General features: G+C 44.2%; 11 protein-coding genes and 1 tRNA gene. 1 reads left to right on the top strand and 11 read right to left on the bottom strand.

Annotated elements, in window-relative coordinates:
- Positions 1-125: 125 nt before the first annotated feature.
- From ABD036_RS09700 to mutY, 10 genes are all read right to left on the bottom strand, one after another.
- On the bottom strand, positions 126-2228 hold the full coding sequence (locus tag ABD036_RS09700; RefSeq protein WP_343859211.1) for a DEAD/DEAH box helicase: 2103 nt from the start codon (positions 2226-2228) through the stop codon (positions 126-128).
- Positions 2221-3150, bottom strand: a complete 930-nt coding sequence (locus ABD036_RS09695; protein WP_343859208.1) for a HamA C-terminal domain-containing protein — start codon at positions 3148-3150, stop codon at positions 2221-2223. The genes ABD036_RS09700 and ABD036_RS09695 overlap by 8 nt, the downstream gene beginning before the upstream one ends.
- A 189-nt stretch (positions 3151-3339) precedes the next feature.
- Positions 3340-3837, bottom strand: a complete 498-nt coding sequence (locus ABD036_RS09690) for a hypothetical protein (RefSeq protein ID WP_343859205.1) — start codon at positions 3835-3837, stop codon at positions 3340-3342.
- Positions 3838-3870: 33 nt separating this feature from the next.
- Positions 3871-4338: a hypothetical protein gene (locus tag ABD036_RS09685; protein WP_343859202.1), complete on the bottom strand. Its 468-nt coding sequence runs from the start codon at positions 4336-4338 to the stop codon at positions 3871-3873.
- 1 nt (position 4339) lies between these two features.
- Positions 4340-10858, bottom strand: coding sequence for an FG-GAP-like repeat-containing protein (locus tag ABD036_RS09680; protein WP_343859200.1), 6519 nt, complete (start codon positions 10856-10858; stop codon positions 4340-4342).
- A 133-nt stretch (positions 10859-10991) separates the two neighbouring features.
- Positions 10992-11351 carry a hypothetical protein gene (locus ABD036_RS09675; RefSeq protein ID WP_343859199.1) on the bottom strand — a complete coding sequence of 120 codons (360 nt, stop codon included), beginning with the start codon at positions 11349-11351 and terminating at the stop codon, positions 10992-10994.
- Between the two features lie 69 nt (positions 11352-11420).
- Complete coding sequence (locus ABD036_RS09670; protein WP_343859198.1) at positions 11421-11570, bottom strand: hypothetical protein; 150 nt, start codon at positions 11568-11570, stop codon at positions 11421-11423.
- A 1134-nt stretch (positions 11571-12704) separates the two neighbouring features.
- Positions 12705-12780: transfer RNA gene (locus ABD036_RS09665), tRNA-Phe, on the bottom strand.
- A gap of 179 nt (positions 12781-12959) precedes the next feature.
- Entirely contained in the window at positions 12960-13232 is a 273-nt protein-coding gene (locus ABD036_RS09660) for an oxidative damage protection protein (RefSeq protein WP_343859196.1), read from the bottom strand.
- Positions 13233-13256: 24 nt separating this feature from the next.
- On the bottom strand, positions 13257-14315 hold the full coding sequence (mutY, locus tag ABD036_RS09655) for an A/G-specific adenine glycosylase (protein ID WP_343859194.1): 1059 nt from the start codon (positions 14313-14315) through the stop codon (positions 13257-13259).
- A gap of 78 nt (positions 14316-14393) precedes the next feature.
- On the opposite strand from mutY, the gene ABD036_RS09650 reads away from it, so the two are divergent.
- Complete coding sequence (locus ABD036_RS09650; RefSeq protein ID WP_343859192.1) at positions 14394-15104, top strand: alpha/beta fold hydrolase; 711 nt, start codon at positions 14394-14396, stop codon at positions 15102-15104.
- A gap of 17 nt (positions 15105-15121) precedes the next feature.
- Here ABD036_RS09650 and ABD036_RS09645 read toward each other — a convergent pair whose 3' ends face one another.
- A complete protein-coding gene (locus tag ABD036_RS09645) occupies positions 15122-15949 on the bottom strand; it encodes a DUF2306 domain-containing protein (RefSeq protein ID WP_343859191.1) in 828 nt (275 codons plus the stop codon).
- Between the last annotated feature and the right edge of the window lie 236 nt (positions 15950-16185).

Below are 16185 nucleotides of genomic sequence, written 5' to 3'. Positions count from 1 at the left end.
ACAGTCAAATATATTTAATTGTGGCGTAACCACCTCCCCCATAAATTAGAAGATGATTAATTTGCCGTGACTTTTTGTATGAGCCAAAACGCAACCACCTATTGGTAGTCACGCTAGTTTGGTGATTAAATTCTTGTTGGAGAAATTATGCCTTCAAAGAAGTGCTGCAAAATGTATATGTCGAATACATCTATTTCATCAGAGCAAGTTGATACTCGTTCAAAACCCAGCGCATTAAAGGAATCTAAAACATCATGTATAGGCGTTTCTTCATCCTCTAAGTCAATTAAGCCAGATGAGTGAACCTTCTTAGAAATCATACGTGGAAGCCCATACTCTTCAAGTCTGTAAACGTTTGGAGGGAGAAATGCATGTGATACCTTTACAATAAACGGCGATATGTCGATATTGTTTTCTGGATACAACTCTTGTTGAATTAAATTGATTTCATTCAGTAAAGCAGAGAATTTAAAGCTGGCTCTCCTTTCTAAGTCAAAGAAAGTTTCAATCCCTATGTTGTATTCGTCCAATTCATCTAGAAGTTGGTGAAAGTTCATATGCCAGTTGTTTGCTATACACTTTATGAATTCTACAAATTGACGATACGGTGCGCCAATGTAGCCAGGGATTGTTTCTAATACCTTGTATAGCGACCAATCCCACTGTTCTGGGTCGTTAGAATTCAAAAAGCCAAGTCCAGTGTAGTTACCAGGGGACTCTGAAAGTGCTCTTGATATTTTTAACACCACGGATGAATCACTGTCATTAAAAGCGTTTTCATGCTGCAAACGGCTAAAAGACTCTTCTCCTAAAATTTCTGACATCTCTTCTTTATATGCAACAATTTTGGCTATTTGCTCTGGCGTAAGCTGTGCGGAGTATGCCCCTTCATCAATACTGGCAGCCAATTCATCACTAAACTCTAAATCAAGTTGGTTTTCTTCAGCACGGGGAGGTTTTTCAAGTAAGAATATGTTCCCGATAAAATGACGGAACATCCTACCACCACGACCAATAATATTACGGTAAGTGAAGTCCTTTAAATTAGATGAGCCATTTTTATTCCTCCAAAGTACAACATTTTCAGCTGAGGTATTCACACCCTCAATAATTGAAGATGTAGACACTAGACAATTTAGCCCGTCTTTTTCCTCGAACAACTTCACTTGTAATTGACTCAAAGATCGATGGAGCTGGCCGTTGTGCAGGCCACAACCACGTTTAATCAAATTAGTGAGTTGCCAATTTCGGTCATAGTTCTTACTCAACCATACCGCGAATTGCTGTAGCAAAAGACTTTTTGACGGTGCTTTAGAGTCTATTAGCAAATTAGACACTTCGCTGATACTAGAGTACGTACCAGCATAAATTAGTGTCTTGCCTTGATTTTCCGCCAGTATTTTCACTAAAGCATCACTTTTGGTATATGACTCATCATCAAGATCTTGATAAACGTTATGCTTCTCTAGGAATACAGTATTAAAGTCAAGCTCAACAAATTCCATCCCCTTAGTAAAAACGCTTTCATTTAAGTGCTTAATATTGGGGGCTAAGAAATACCGTTGCTTTGCAATCTTGCTTAACTTCAATATTGCCCTTAGCAATGACGGCGACCGTTCTTTGTCGTGCGTTTTGCTTGCTTTGTAGAATTCATCAATAATTAAGATATCGACTACTTCAAGCACATTCAGATAATTGCCAGCTCTTTCTTGAGGGAAGATAAATATATTTTTTTCTGCTAGCTCAACATCAGTAGTCGTTATTATTTTATATTCGTGACCAAATTTACGTTGCATCCTTCTACGCGTTTCATCCGTTAAGGCAATGGTTGGCACAATAATGACAACATTTTGAGGCTGTTTGAGTGAAACAAATGAATCGATAACAAAGCTTTTACCAAAGCTTGTCGGAGCACTTACCGCTATATCAGTTCCCTCAATTAGCTTCTTAAGAAGTAGAGACTGTTCTCTATGCAAGGTGACATCGGCATCACCTACGTCAACCTTAAAGGACTCATAGACAAACTTTTCCTGCCATGTTGCTTTATCTAATTGAAGGTAAGGGTACAGGCCAACAGTTCTGATAAAGTGGTTCAGTGGCTCAGGAAACTCTTGCTCTGTCTTTTCAATTTCTGCCAGCACCTTAATGACCTGATTTCTTGCCTCATCCATCTGTCCTGCATTGATAGAGTCATTAATATCATGCATTTTTTCAAACATATCATTCATCTTTGGCTGCTTCCTTGTAATGCTTCACATCTGCCACGAACCTATTCACTATTCTGGCTTTTTCCGGCACGGGGAAAAGTATCAAATGAAAAGATATCGACTCATAAAGGTGTGTAGCTGCCAGTTTCTCAATATGTTTCTTAAAGTACGCAGTTGCTCGATCACGATGAAAATCTGCAATGGCCTGTTTGTAATCATCGGAAAAGCAATCGTGTGCAGCAGTAATATCACATTGATGAAGCAGTAAAATAGGTATATGCAATCTGGGCTTGATATTGTCTATAGACTCCCTATGATTGAGGGCTTGTTTGATGTCTGCCCTAAGTTGCTCACACTCAATCAGTTGATCAATATCGCTCACATTTGTAATGATTGCGTTTTCACGTTTTAGTTTATCAGCTACCAGAGAGTTTCCTACTGATTGAACAATATCCCCCAACCTAGCATCGCTAATGTCATTAAAAAACTTAGCCTCACCAAACCATATTGTAAAATCATCATTTTCATCTAGCACAATGTGAACGCTATCTGCGCCTTTAGCGTTATCCTGGGCATTCTGCTTATAAAAAATCTTTGGAACAACAGGCAGAGCCTTGAAGTGATGCTTCATAATCCCGTAAAGCACTATTTCGGCTAGTTCGCTTCCTTTACCTATATCTTTAGGAGAGTCGGTTAGCCGCAGACTTTGCGCCGCTTCGACCAGCCTGCTACGTGACTGATCAACTAAGCTTTCACGCTCAGTATAAGAGAGAGAAGTTTCAGCGATATTATCCCAAACAAAATTGTGAAACTTACTGTGCCGCCATTTACCTTCTTGATAATCGTTAAGTAAAGATAAAACGGTTTTATTATTAACATGTTCTAGAGAGTCATCTATGCAAAGATTTAAAAACTCATCTTCAACCAATACTTCAAAGTTCATTTTATTTCCCTGTATTGCGCAAGCGTAGACAACTCGCCACCTTATCCTTTTATTATCCTATCGGCCCACTCTATCACGTTGATAGCGTGCTTATTGATAATACAGTTTGATTTAGCTCATGTTTTTCAACTATGAAGTAGCTCTGTATCATAAGGTTAATCGTTGGTTATGAAGTATATTCCTAGCGTTCTATAGATTAGTAACCCCAAATTCAAAACTTTGACATTTAATTGTCCAAACCTTTCCAGACAAGAAATATATTTTATGGACTAAATATCCATCATCTCTCCTTGAAAACTCATCTATACGCCAAGGGTCATAGTCCTTTTCCAATAAAGAGCCTGCATTACCTGGCGCATCTATCTCAACCACTGATTTGTATACAAAGTGAAGGTGGCAATCGTGATAAGCTCCTAATAATGTTATTTCATACTCTGCTGGCTTTTTCTGTCGTTCAGTAGTGCTAAACTCATTTTCAATTCTCTGCTTAATTAGCCAACCATCTTTAGGGCATCTCGGATCTCTTGCATTGAAATACCAGTCTGACTTAACAATATTTACAACTGTATCCGGTAATTTGGATTTATTGCTTTCAATATATGACTGATACTCTTTAAACGCTTCAGAAAACAGCCTTTCACCAGGGCTGCTTAAGACTTTCTCAGTAAAAAACTGCAATTCTTTCATTTTTAAAGCTAACTATTACGTCATCATTACCCGTTATGACAAACAGGCGTACCAACCTTCCTTAATTACCCTACATTCAATCGAATTGTTTTTTATTTTGTTACCATAAAAAACTGAGTCTTTAAGTTCTAAACCTGATTTTAAGACAACGAGGGATTGCCCACGACTTACTAGCCCTGTAGACCAATATAGAAACTCTACAATCTGATCTTCCTTATCCACTTGAACACCATTGTTCAAGTTCAATTCATCAAACTTAGCTAAAAACCATTCATTTTCTTCATCATTGATAACACCTTTAGGGTAAATACCTGTTCGACTAATTCGATCAGCGCCTGAAAGCAAAACCTTAGATGCAACTTCTTCATAGGTTGCAATTTTACTAAGCACATCAGCATTTACGCTTTCAAAGGAGGGTGCTTGCTCACTAGAGCAAGCACTGATATTCACAAAAATCATGCCTAAAAATATAATCCTTAATGTATAACACCCAAGTTTCATTTTAGTTCGCACCTTTCAGTCTGTAGTAATGTTTAGCTCCCATCCAGACATGGGCCTGATCTCGCCAATTATCACCATAATTTGTGCTACCTGGATAGTCATTATAGTCAAATGCTGTACCATCAGATGCCTTGTAATTTTTGGACTGGTAATATTGCTGATAATAACCAGCCCCCCTCATTGCTAAATCAATACTAATATCGGAAAACTTAACAGAGATGCCTCCTGTATATCCATCAGCCCAGGCTTGAGAAGTTGCACCGAATGCATAGTTACCAAATTCCTCTACCCCAGCTAAATTCCGATATTCGGCTCTATTCTTAAAGTCCCAGTCTCCATTGGTTCCAACCTTCTTAATATAACCGTCAATATCACGGTCTTGCCCCATTTGATAAGCTTCTTCTATAGAATCATTAAATTCGCCAACCATTTTCTTCCATTTTGCTTCGATTGTAGCTTTTCGAGAAGCCGTCGCATCATCATTAAGTAAGCGAGAGAAAGCACCTGTCACAGCTCCATTTGCAAACTTTCCCCCACTAATAGCCGATGCCGTGCCCCCAACCATTGCAGCTTTAACAGCATTACTAAAGCGGTCAGCAAATTTAGTAGCTCCCTCTACAAACATTCCTTTTACGTTACCCATTGCTTGAGTAAAACCAGCAGATAAGAATCCGTGTCCAAACTTACCACCGTTAAGCACACTACTTAACCCTCCGGCCATTCCGTGAGCTATAACTTTCCCAGCTCCTGGAGCCATACTATGGAGTTGTCCAAACACAGCACCTGAAAATGCTCCGACTAGCGCCCCCCTTAGAGAGCCTGTGGCTACACCTCCTGCAATGAAGCCCGTTATAGCCCCTTGAGCAATGGTGCTTGTTACACCCCAGCCCTGTAGAAGCCCTCCCGCACCTGGCAAGTAAACGCTAATTACAATAGCGGCAATAGTTCTCCAATACTTCTTAACAAACTTTCCTAGTGCTTTAAAGAAGTAGCCGGAAGGGTCAGTATAAGACATTGGATTATTCAACACATATGAATAACGGTTATACGACTGAGAATTCCCAGGTGCTTGAATGTGCGGATCAGCTTGTAAGAATCGCCCCAAAGTTGGATCGTAGATCCTACCGTTCATATGAATAATATCCACATGGTTCATTTGCTTATGACCGGTATAGCCTTTGTCGGTAATAGGCGGATACGTGGTTAGGTACACTGAGCTTCGGTACACTTCACTTTGTTTACCAAAGGGGTCGTATATGTCTTGTGTGGTCACTTGGCCGAGGTGGTTGGTGGTGGAAATAACCGACCCTTGGTTATCCTTGTGCACAAAACTGATGGTGTTTGAGCCACTGCGGTAAGTGAGTATCGCATTACCGATATTGTACTTATGCTCGGTCATGTTGCCATTGCCGCCAGTGCGCACCACTTTCTCGTAGGCACCTATGTAGTAACGTCGGTAGCGAACATTGCTGCCGTTTTCAACATAGTTATCGTCTTTGTAATACAGCTCTCTATCCACACCGTATTTCATGTCTGAGGTGGCGCTGCCTTTGGTGATACGAGTGGGCTTATCGAAGCTGGCATAGGTGAATACGCGCGTTCCATCAGTTTTCACGTTACCGTTATCATCGTAATCAAAGGTATATTTCGTGCCCGTGAAGTTCGAATTGGTGTATACGCCTAAGAGTTTATGCACCTTAGTGGCATCGTATTTGTAATAACCCGCACCGGTTTTGTAGGTAAAGTTACCCCAATTATCATAGTTATAGGTTTGTGTTGCCTTAAAGTCAGCAGGTAGTGCCGATGACCCAGAAGCAACACCAATGGTTCTGGTTTTTAAGCGATATAGCGCATCGTAAGTATAAGTCTCGGTGAAATCACTACCGATACCAGTCGATGAAGCATAGTTACTGCGACGTGAGGTGACATTACCACGGTCATCATGGCTAATATCCAGATAATGCAGCAATGAGCCTTTAGATACATCGATAGAGTCCATCCAGCCTGTTTGGCTGTCATAACCATAGGTTGTAGTAACCAAGTTACCGTTTTTCATTTCGGTCACTTGGCCGCGACTGTTCATGGTAACCACTTCACTTAGCAAGTAGTTGTCATTGGTGCGAGTGGTTTTATAACGATAGCCATTGCTGTTGTAGTGCGATTTCGCCGCTACTGTTTCAGTCCCTGTTGGATAAGTTGTCACGTCAGGGCGGCTGTAGCTGTCGTAAGTTTGTGATTGCACGTAATTAGTAGATTCAATGCGCGTCGTTTGGGTAGACATACGCCCTAATGAGTCATAGGTGTAGCTATGTTTAATGGTGGGCGTTGCGCTGGTGTTGCACGCCACATTAGCGCCTTCGAACTTAGCTTTAGACATTAGCTTGCCTACTGCTTTTTGCGCTAAATTGGCCGTTGTACCATAGGTCCAACACAAGGTGCCTTCGCCTGGCTCATAGCTACGCACTTTTCTGCCTAAGATGTCATAGCTGAATGTGGTGGTATGGTTGCGCGCTGATTTTTGGGTATACAGCTCACCAAAGGAATTGTAGGTGTATGTCCACGTGCCTTTGACTGGGTCCGTCATGCTGGTTTTACGACCCCAAACATCATAGACATTGGTGATGTCACTGTTCTTATTGTGTGCTCGGGTGCGTGTTTGGGTCAGATTACCAAAGGCGTCATAAGTGAAAGTAACCGTGTTATATAAAGGGTCTCGGGTTGAGGCCGTTTCACCAAAGCCGTTGCTGTAGGTATAGCTGTAGCGACCTAGCTCGTCAGTGGTACGCGACTCTTTACCATTATAGTATTGATGCACACTGCTGCCGTTAGGCTTGCGTATCTCTTCAGGACGATTTAATTCATCATAAATGGTTTCGGTGTACAAAGTGGAATTTGGCTCATAGGCACGACTTTGTCTGCCTTGGGCATCATAAGTCACGTTGGTGGTCCACCACGAACCATCAAAGCCTTTCACTCTAGAGGTAACGGCTCGGCCCCACTTATCATAAAAGGTTTCTTTGGTTGGCGCACCGCTTAAGGATTCGGTGATCTTAAAATAGGAGTTGGTCACACAACCACTACAGAAACTGCGCGAGGTCGTGGCACTTTTCGAGTCGGGATGATCCACGACAGTGACTTGCTGAAAGCTGTCGTAATAGCTTGTAGTAGCAATACCATTTGGACCAGTCTGGGTCACAAAGTCGGTGACGCCACTGGCCGAGCTTGCCGCATTACCATCATACTTGTAGGTATTGCGCTCACCTAAGGCGTTTTCTTCATAGTCGATATATCGCCCGCGCGAGCCATACACCACTTTTGAGGTTCGAGTTTGATTACTGCCCGTTGCTGTGGAATAGCCGGTAACTGAGGTTTGGGTTTTATTGCCATAAGCATCGTAGCTATAGGTGGTCGTCAGTTTGGTGGCCGCACTGCCAGGTGAAACCACGCTGCCCGCCAGTAACATGTCACTTCGATAGGTAAAATCAGTAACGCGGGTTTTATTGTTCTCATCACCGGTTCTGTTTTTCACCACCGTAGTTTTCTTCAGGCGGCCGTATTGCTGTTCAGTAGCATTACCCCAAGTGTTGGTGGTTTTGGTGCTCATGTATTGATTATTGCTAACATCCGTGACCCTGATATCGATCACGGTGGGATTGCCCCAAGTATCATAGGTATTGTCAGTCACAGTGGTACTTAGATGCGTGCTGGTACCATTCGTGTTATACACATAACTTTGCTCTTCAGAGCTTGAAATATAAGGGAACAAACCACCTTGTGCGGTGCCCATAACCGCTAGGGTATTGGTTGCTTGGGACAGTAAATGGCCATCTTTACGCTGCTCGGAATAGATCGGCATACCTATGGTGGCAAAATCATTGCCGCTGTATTTTTGCGAGTATTGGGTTTCAGACACCACACCGGTTTGTAAGTCGGTGGTGCGCAACATTTGAAATCCTAAGCTACCACGGCCCTTTTTATGGAATAGCATGCCGCCGTATTGATACTTCACGCTCACATAGGCGTTATTATTAACGAGGGTATTAACCTGACTGACCAAAGAAGCGCCCGATATAGGTGACACCGTGTCTGAGTCAACATTCTCATCTGAGCCTTGCACCACATATACGCTGGTGTTGGTCATCGGCTTGTATTCAATGGTAGTAGGAACCTCGAAGCCATTAGTGATTTTAGATATCACAAATTCTTTGATGTTTTTGCGATTGTAGTATTGCTTCCACGAACTACCGGTGGAGGTCAGCATGTCCAGCTTGCCATCACCATTACCATCGCCAAAGCGTACTACTGCGTTATTATCAAAGGCTTTGCTGCCTCGATATTCAAAAGATATCCACTCCCCGGTTGAGGTGGGACGTGAAAAGTAAATTGCCCAATTAGAGGTACTGGTTGCGTGCAATACATCCGCGCGGCCATCACCGTTTAAATCAACAAATTGGTTGTAGTCTTTACGGTTCGATGCCGTGGCCAAGCCCATTTCTCGCGCAGCAAGCAAGGTGTTGCCGTTAGACAACCGGTAGTACCATTTATTGCTGCTGACATACGCCAAATCACTAAGACCGTCACCATTAAAATCAGCTACCCGAATATTATCCACATAGCCACTAAAGCTAATCAGCTCGGTTAAACTTGGTGAGGTTAATGTGCCGGTGGCCAAATACACTTTGTTAGTGGTGCTAGTTGACGTACTCCAGGTGCCACCTATGTCATAGCGACACTCGGCACTGTTATGAACAAATGGCATGTATTGGCCATTTCTGTAACACCCACCGGTGGTGGTGGTTACCTTCATAATCAAATCAGAGCGACCATCGCCATTAACATCAATCTGGCTGGCCGATTTCATGTCACCTGATTGCTGGATATAACTGTCGTTTAAGGTGCCAGATGAGGGTGTGCTGGCAAAGGTGTATAGATTTACATTGGCGGTAAAGGTGCCATCACCATCGTTGAGGTGCGCTTTAAGGTATTTGCCAGTGCGGTAAACAATATCTTCGTTACCATCACCATTGACATCCATGATCTGCGCTTCGCCTTCTAAACCGGTGGCGACAACGCCAAGGTTTTTAACACTAACCGATGTGGTATAGGTGTATTCTTCACACGGCTCGCCCGGTGGACAAAAAGTGGCAGTGCCGGTAGAGGGCTGATACGAAATGGCATACCAGTTAGATGTTTTACTATCAGCTACTAATAAGTCACGCACACCGTCACCGTCATAGTCGATGCTCATCGCGTATTCTTTTTTGCCCGTGCCTTTGTTCGAAAGTTGCTTAGGTGAGCTGAAATAGGGACCTAGCTTGGCGTACCAGTAACTACCGTCAACATATACCAGGTCTTGAAATCCATCACCATTGATATCAATAACCTGAGTGGTGTAGTGATTCGGTGCAGAATAAGACACCGTGCTAGAAGAAGGAAACGGGTTGTAGTTGGTTGAATAAGGGGCCTCATAACAAAAATTGGGAACTCCAGGCTCGGTTTCACACACTTGTCGTGTGCCGCTGCTCGCCAGTGCCGGACGTTGCCACTCAAAGGTCGTCGGCTTACGGCAATTACTCATATTTGAATCGTTATCAGGGCATTCTTGGATCGAAGTCAGTAAGGTGCGCTCTTCGATGAAGGCAGATTCTTCATAGCTAAGGAAGTAAGAGCGGTAAATGTCATTGTCAATCGAGGTGTCTACACGCTCTAGTAACTGGTCGTGATAAGAGTGTGCGCCTGCATAGTAGCCTTTAAAGCCTTTATCATAGTCGCGATAGATAAATTGGATCTTAGCGAAGGGCTGCTTCACCAGCGTCATGTTGCCTGAATATTCAATACTGTCGAGATACACCGAGCCTTTGGCGGTGTCTTTGTTGTAATTGTATAAGATAAAGTTACTTTTAATATCTTTAACAACTTTCAACATCCACGATTTAGCAGTTACGCCAGCAGTGGTGCCGCCGGGCTCGACAAACGCATCGTCGTGGTTACTAAACATGGTACTAATGGTGTCAGCATCACCGTAATAGTGTACTTCACCGGCTTTGTTGTGCACTTCAAAATATTTTGGCCCATTGCTGCTAGAGCCATTGCGGGCGATAATTTTACTAAAATCATCAACCTCAAAGCGATACTCACTATTGGGTGCCAAATAGGTGCCAGAGGTAAGGATCAGTCGGCGACCGTCCAAGCACAGCTTATCTTGGTTATTGTATTGCACCGCTTGGATTTTATTGTCATGAATAGGCGTGGGAGGACAGCGAGAAATCGAGGACATGCCACTGACAGACCAGCCCACACCAACCGGACCTTCAGACATATTGTTACTGGAATAGGATAATGCCACCGAGGGCGTCACGCCGGCGCGTCCGGCCGGTGTAGAGATAGGCATCGTGTAAGTTGCTGCGCCAGACTCGTCAACCCTAAATTGACCTTCCGTCAGCCCAACCACTTCTGCTTTAGTGACGTTGGCAACACTAAGTAAACATAGTGCCAAACTTAAACTACGATAAAATCCCATGGGATATTCCTCTTTGATTATCTGCATCCACGACACAGTCCATTGAAGGCGCGGTTTAACCCACGACCAAATTAATATTTCAGTAAACGAATTTGTTAAAACTAGGTGTTTTGGTTAACCCTGCATTGATTAACTATTTGATGACAACGCGCATGTCGGTTGCGCAAGCGCCCGCATCAAAGCTCATGATAACTTTGCTGTTGCCGCGGTCGATATCCAAGCTAGCCGCTTCATAGAAGTTGCTGCCATCATTACTCAGCTCAGCCGTTAGCACGCCGTAATCCATCGACTTCAATTTGTATTTCACGCTGATCACAACGTCATCCATAAACATGCACTCGTTGTGTTCTTTGTTTTGCAGTACCTGGACTTCGATTTTGTCTTTTTTCTGCTTTTTGTCATCGTCATCTTTCTTGGCGAAAGCGGTGGGTGAAAAGCTCAATGACACACAACTGATCAGTACCAAAGAGATAATAAAAGTTGGTTTTAGCATGTTGGATCCAGCCTGTTTGGATGTAAATAAGTTCGCGAAGTGACGCAGATTCCCTTGCATTTTATTCCCTTAATTTAGGTTTAAGCGGTGTGTATACGTTTCTAGCGGGTGACGAGTGCCGTTTATTTGTGCTACCCGATGACCAATATCTGCAAGTGCATTGGCTTTTGCAATTGAAGACAATTTACTTAGGCAAAGCGTAATTAGGTTAATTTTCATTCTACTTCCATATAGGCACAAAATATCGATACAGCTTATCGTGAACTAACGGTATAAAAAATAGGGGTTTCTACTCATAAAATACCCATGATTCATTAACGTTAGTGTCGTCTTGTTGATTTACATCCGGATCGAAGCAAGGGTTGGGTTGGGTTGAAAAAGTATTTAACACTATTTAGAAGATCCCGGCCCAAGAGCGCCACCGGGATGACAAATATGAACGAGCACTGCCGGGATGACATTCCGCTACGTCATCCCCGAATGTTTTTATCGGGGATCTCCGTAATAGCCCTTCATAGTTGAGTGCAAGCAGGCATTTGGAAGATCCCGGCCCAAAAGCGCCACCGGGATGACAAATATGAACGAGCGCCACCGGGATGACATTCCGCTACGTCATCCCCGAATGTTTTTATCGGGGATCTCCGTAATAGCCCTTCATAGTTGAGTGCAAGCAGGCGTTTGGAAGATCCCGGCCCAAGAGCGCCACCGGGATGACATTCCGCTACGTCATCCCCGAATGTTGTTATCGGGGATCTCCGTAATAGCCCTTCATAGTTGAGTGCAAGCAGGCGTTTGGAAGATCCCGGCACAAAAGCGCCACCGGGATGACAAATATGAACGAGCACTGCCGGGATGACAAATATGAACGAGCGCCACCGGGATGACAAATATGAACGAGCGCCACCGGGATGACATTCCGCTACGTCATCCCCGAATGTTGTTATCGGGGATCTCCGTAATAGCCCTTCATAGTTGAGTGCAAGCAGGCATTTGGAAGATCCCGGCCCAAGAGCGCCACCGGGATGACAGATATGAACGAGCGCCACCGGGATGACACTTAGTTTTGATTGTGGTTGTTGGGATGACACTTAATTTTAAACGACAAAGGCCCGCATAAATGCGAGCCTTCTGAATAATGGTGCCTCGACCCGGGATCGAGACGCGCGCGCAGCGCAGGGGCACGATGCGTGGCCCTGACAATTGAAACGAAAAAGCCCCGCATTTGCATGCAGGGCTCATGGAATAATGGTGCCTCGACCCGGGATCGAGACGCGCGCGCAGCGCAGGGGCACGATGCGTGGCCCTGACAACTGAAACGACAAAGGCCCGCATAAATGCGAGCCTTCTGAATAATGGTGCCTCGACCCGGGATCGAACCAGGGACACGCGGATTTTCAATCCGCTGCTCTACCAACTGAGCTATCGAGGCATTGACCTAAGGTCTTTGCAACAGCGCTAAATAATGTCTTGCCAGCGCTGTGGGTGCGTATTAAACGGATTCTTGGCTTTCAAGTCAACCGATTTTTCGTATATTTTCGACCTTTATCGCTGGTTTGTGCGAAAAGTCGGCAATATTTGTGCAAAAATCCAGTGTTAGCCCAATTTCGGCTATTTAGTCGGGGGCACATACCCTTCGATATCGGGCTCTTTGCCTTCAAATAAATAACCTTGCATTTGTTCTTCTAAAAACTTGCGGGCTTCGGGCTGCATCATGTTGAGTTTATTTTCATTGATCAGCATAGTTTGTTTCTTTTGCCAGTCGGCCCATGCTTCTTTGCTAATGTTGTCAAAAATGCGCTTACCCAAATCTCCGGGGTAGAGTTGGAAATCCAGTCCATCGGCGTCTTTTTGTAACTTTTGACAAAACACTGTTCTACTCATAATTGCTATACCATTTTAACGTCATTAATAATCTTTGCTTAGTGTACTAAAAAGTTTCTTGGTTGGCGCAGCTAATCCGACATTTTGTGGTGCGCCAAGATCATACCACAGCACTTCTTGCTCCATGACCATGCTCGTCGGTGGTTGTTGAAGATGCACCAGAATTGGTTGAATGACCAAGTGGAAGTGGCTAAAGGTATGTCGAAAAGCTTGCATTTCTTCGGTGCTAAAATGCTCAATGCCTAGCCCTGTGATTGCGCTGTGAAGTTCGCTGACATCGTCTGTTTCGTAAAAGCCAAACAGTCCGCCCCAGATACCTGATGCAGGACGTTTGTAAATAAGAATTTGATTTTGCCATTTTGGCAGCAGCATCACGGTGGTTTTAGTGGGGATCGCTTTTTTGGGCTTTTTGGTTGGATAGTCCGTTTGCCGACCTTGAGCATAGGCCAAGCAATTAACCTGCATTGGGCACTGGTCACAGTTTGGCTTGCTTCGGGTGCACAGCGTTGCCCCTAAGTCCATGATGGCTTGAGTATAGAGATCGGCGTTTTTGCTTGGTGTAAATTGATCCGCGTAGTCCCACAACTGGGTCTCGATTGCTTTATTGCCTGGCCATCCTTCAATGGCCAAGTAGCGAGTCAACACTCGCTTTACGTTGCCATCTAAAATACTAATCGACTGACCACAAGCGATAGACAAAATCGCACCTGCGGTAGAACGACCAATACCTGGCAAGTCGATCAGTTGAGCCAAGCTGTCAGGGAATTTACCGTCGTGCTGGTCTCGAACTTGTTGAGCGGCTTTATGTAAATTACGTGCTCTAGCGTAGTAACCAAGACCCGTCCACAGGTGCAGTACCTCATCGATGGGGGCGTCTGCTAAGCTAATGACATCGGGAAAACGCTGCATGAAACGCTGGTAGAAAGGGATTACCGTTTTCACTTGCGTTTGTTGCAACATGATCTCCGATATCCACACTCGATACGGAGTTTTATTTTGCTGCCATGGAAGATCCTTGCGGCCATGTTGGTCAAACCACGTTAGTAGGCGCTGACTAAATGTTAATTGTTGTCGATCTGTCATGAATTTCGCTTTTGTTGAGTGTTCAGGCCACGCCTTTGATATGATCATACAAGAATTTGAATCAATAAGACCAATCGAATGACGCACATTAGCACGCCCACCCTTTTCTTACCTGGAACTCAATGTGACGAGCGGGTGTGGATGCCGCTTTGGCGCGAACTCGATTTGGCACAGCGCAGTTACGTGCCCTTACAGTGGGCCGAGTCGCTCGAGCATATGCTGGCGTTGACGCAGGACAGAATTGACACCTACCCAGAAAAAGTCAATCTAGTCGGATTTTCCATGGGCGGCTACATTGCTTCATTGGCAGCGCTGCAAAACCCATCTCGCGTGGCCTCGTTAACCCTAATTGGCTATCACCCTAAAGGATTGGATCAGGGTGAACTGCAAAAGCGTAAATTGCTATTAGCTACTTTAAACAAGCAAAAAAAGGCACCTTTGACCCAAGCCCGTTTGCGCGCCTATTTGACCGATTCCGAATTGACTCAAACAGAGATTGTGGAGGTGTTGCAGCAAATGGATCAAGACTTAGGGACAGCGGTACTCAAAGCGCATATCACCGCAACCACACCACGACAGGATTTATCCCTACCTCTGTCTCAGTGCTCTTTTCCGGTCCATTACATTTGTGCCCAGCATGATCAAATTGCCAATGCGAACGATATTGAGCGCTACGCTAAAACTAATAAAAATAGCGATTATATGTGCCTGAAAGACACCGCACACATGATGCTACTAACCCAGCCACAGCACATAGCCAAACACTTACAACCTTGTTTGCTAGGTTAACTAACCTGAACTGAAGGTTAACTTATGCGTGGCAGCCACATTCCCATGAAAGCGGCAAAAATCCCCACAGCCATGCACAAGGTGGTTAATACTATCAAACCAGACACACTGGTTTTAAATAGCTGACTGGTTGATTTACTGGCGGCGAAATAGCATTCAAGCACGATCAGCGGCAATGCAAATTGGGCCACATTCAATATCTTTATTGCCGGTCCGGTGAAGGTTTCAAAATCAATTCCCACGGGGCCACCGTTTATCGTCAACCAAAACATCAGCATGACTCTAAATGTCCACACACCACTGACCACCACGAACAATCGCATCGCCCATTGACGATGCTCGGCAAAATTTTTGCGCATTGCCATATCAACAGTGAAATAGGCAAACAACAAAATCAGTAAGCCGTTAAACGTAGTCAGAAGATGCTGAATGCCGTCACCAACCGTGCCGCGGGTCAGGATCATGAAGATACCGGTAACACTTGTCAGTACTGCAGTGGTTAAATAAATTCGGCCATTAATACGATGAAATTTTCGAAAACGATTGCGGATCATAGGAATGAGCTGCAAGCCACCCGCTATCATCACATATGCGGGGATCATGATATGCATAATTATCATCAAGTTGCCAAAAGGTTCCCCCTCAACAATGCCATTAGGTAGCACTTGTGACCATTGTTGTAGATCATTACCAATCAGCGACTTACCGTAAAACAGCACCACATAAGCAACAAATAACCACTGCCCAATCAATGCCGTTGCTAACCAAGTAGAGACACTGATAGACAGAGCGTTATCCCCCCATTTGCGCATTGCAGGTGGTGCTGAAATCGCGGATGTTTGCATATGTACTTCCTTAGAAACTCAAATAGCCACTGTTAAGCTTGCAAGCACAGCTGTCATTTTGCTTAGTGATAACGCTATTGCTTATATTTTACTATGCTTGAGTGTGTCGCCTATATCACTGAGTTGCTAATCGGAATTTGTAACAAAATCGCTTGGCACAGGCATAATGGTGTTGTTCAGTTTCAAAAGCGGCACAGATGTGCATCCATGAGAATGAACCGAGCCGCTTTATAATC

It is taken from the genome of Aliiglaciecola litoralis, assembly GCF_039523355.1.
GTDB lineage: Bacteria > Pseudomonadota > Gammaproteobacteria > Enterobacterales > Alteromonadaceae > Aliiglaciecola > Aliiglaciecola litoralis.
Note: the sequence above shows the minus strand (reverse complement) of the source record. Positions and strands in the feature narration are given on the sequence as shown.

Bases quoted from the DNA above. Each gene is read 5' to 3' on its own strand.
- ABD036_RS09675 (WP_343859199.1), bottom strand. From the start codon at position 11,351: ATGCTAAAACCAACTTTTATTATCTCTTTGGTACTGATCAGTTGTGTG.
- ABD036_RS09690 (WP_343859205.1), bottom strand. From the start codon at position 3,837: ATGAAAGAATTGCAGTTTTTTACTGAGAAAGTCTTAAGCAGCCCTGGT.
- ABD036_RS09700 (WP_343859211.1), bottom strand. From the start codon at position 2,228: ATGAATGATATGTTTGAAAAAATGCATGATATTAATGACTCTATCAAT.
- ABD036_RS09670 (WP_343859198.1), bottom strand. From the start codon at position 11,570: ATGAAAATTAACCTAATTACGCTTTGCCTAAGTAAATTGTCTTCAATT.
- ABD036_RS09660 (WP_343859196.1), bottom strand. From the start codon at position 13,232: ATGAGTAGAACAGTGTTTTGTCAAAAGTTACAAAAAGACGCCGATGGA.
- ABD036_RS09650 (WP_343859192.1), top strand. From the start codon at position 14,394: ATGACGCACATTAGCACGCCCACCCTTTTCTTACCTGGAACTCAATGT.
- ABD036_RS09685 (WP_343859202.1), bottom strand. From the start codon at position 4,338: ATGAAACTTGGGTGTTATACATTAAGGATTATATTTTTAGGCATGATT.
- ABD036_RS09695 (WP_343859208.1), bottom strand. From the start codon at position 3,150: ATGAACTTTGAAGTATTGGTTGAAGATGAGTTTTTAAATCTTTGCATA.
- mutY (WP_343859194.1), bottom strand. From the start codon at position 14,315: ATGACAGATCGACAACAATTAACATTTAGTCAGCGCCTACTAACGTGG.
- ABD036_RS09680 (WP_343859200.1), bottom strand. From the start codon at position 10,858: ATGGGATTTTATCGTAGTTTAAGTTTGGCACTATGTTTACTTAGTGTT.
- ABD036_RS09645 (WP_343859191.1), bottom strand. From the start codon at position 15,949: ATGCAAACATCCGCGATTTCAGCACCACCTGCAATGCGCAAATGGGGG.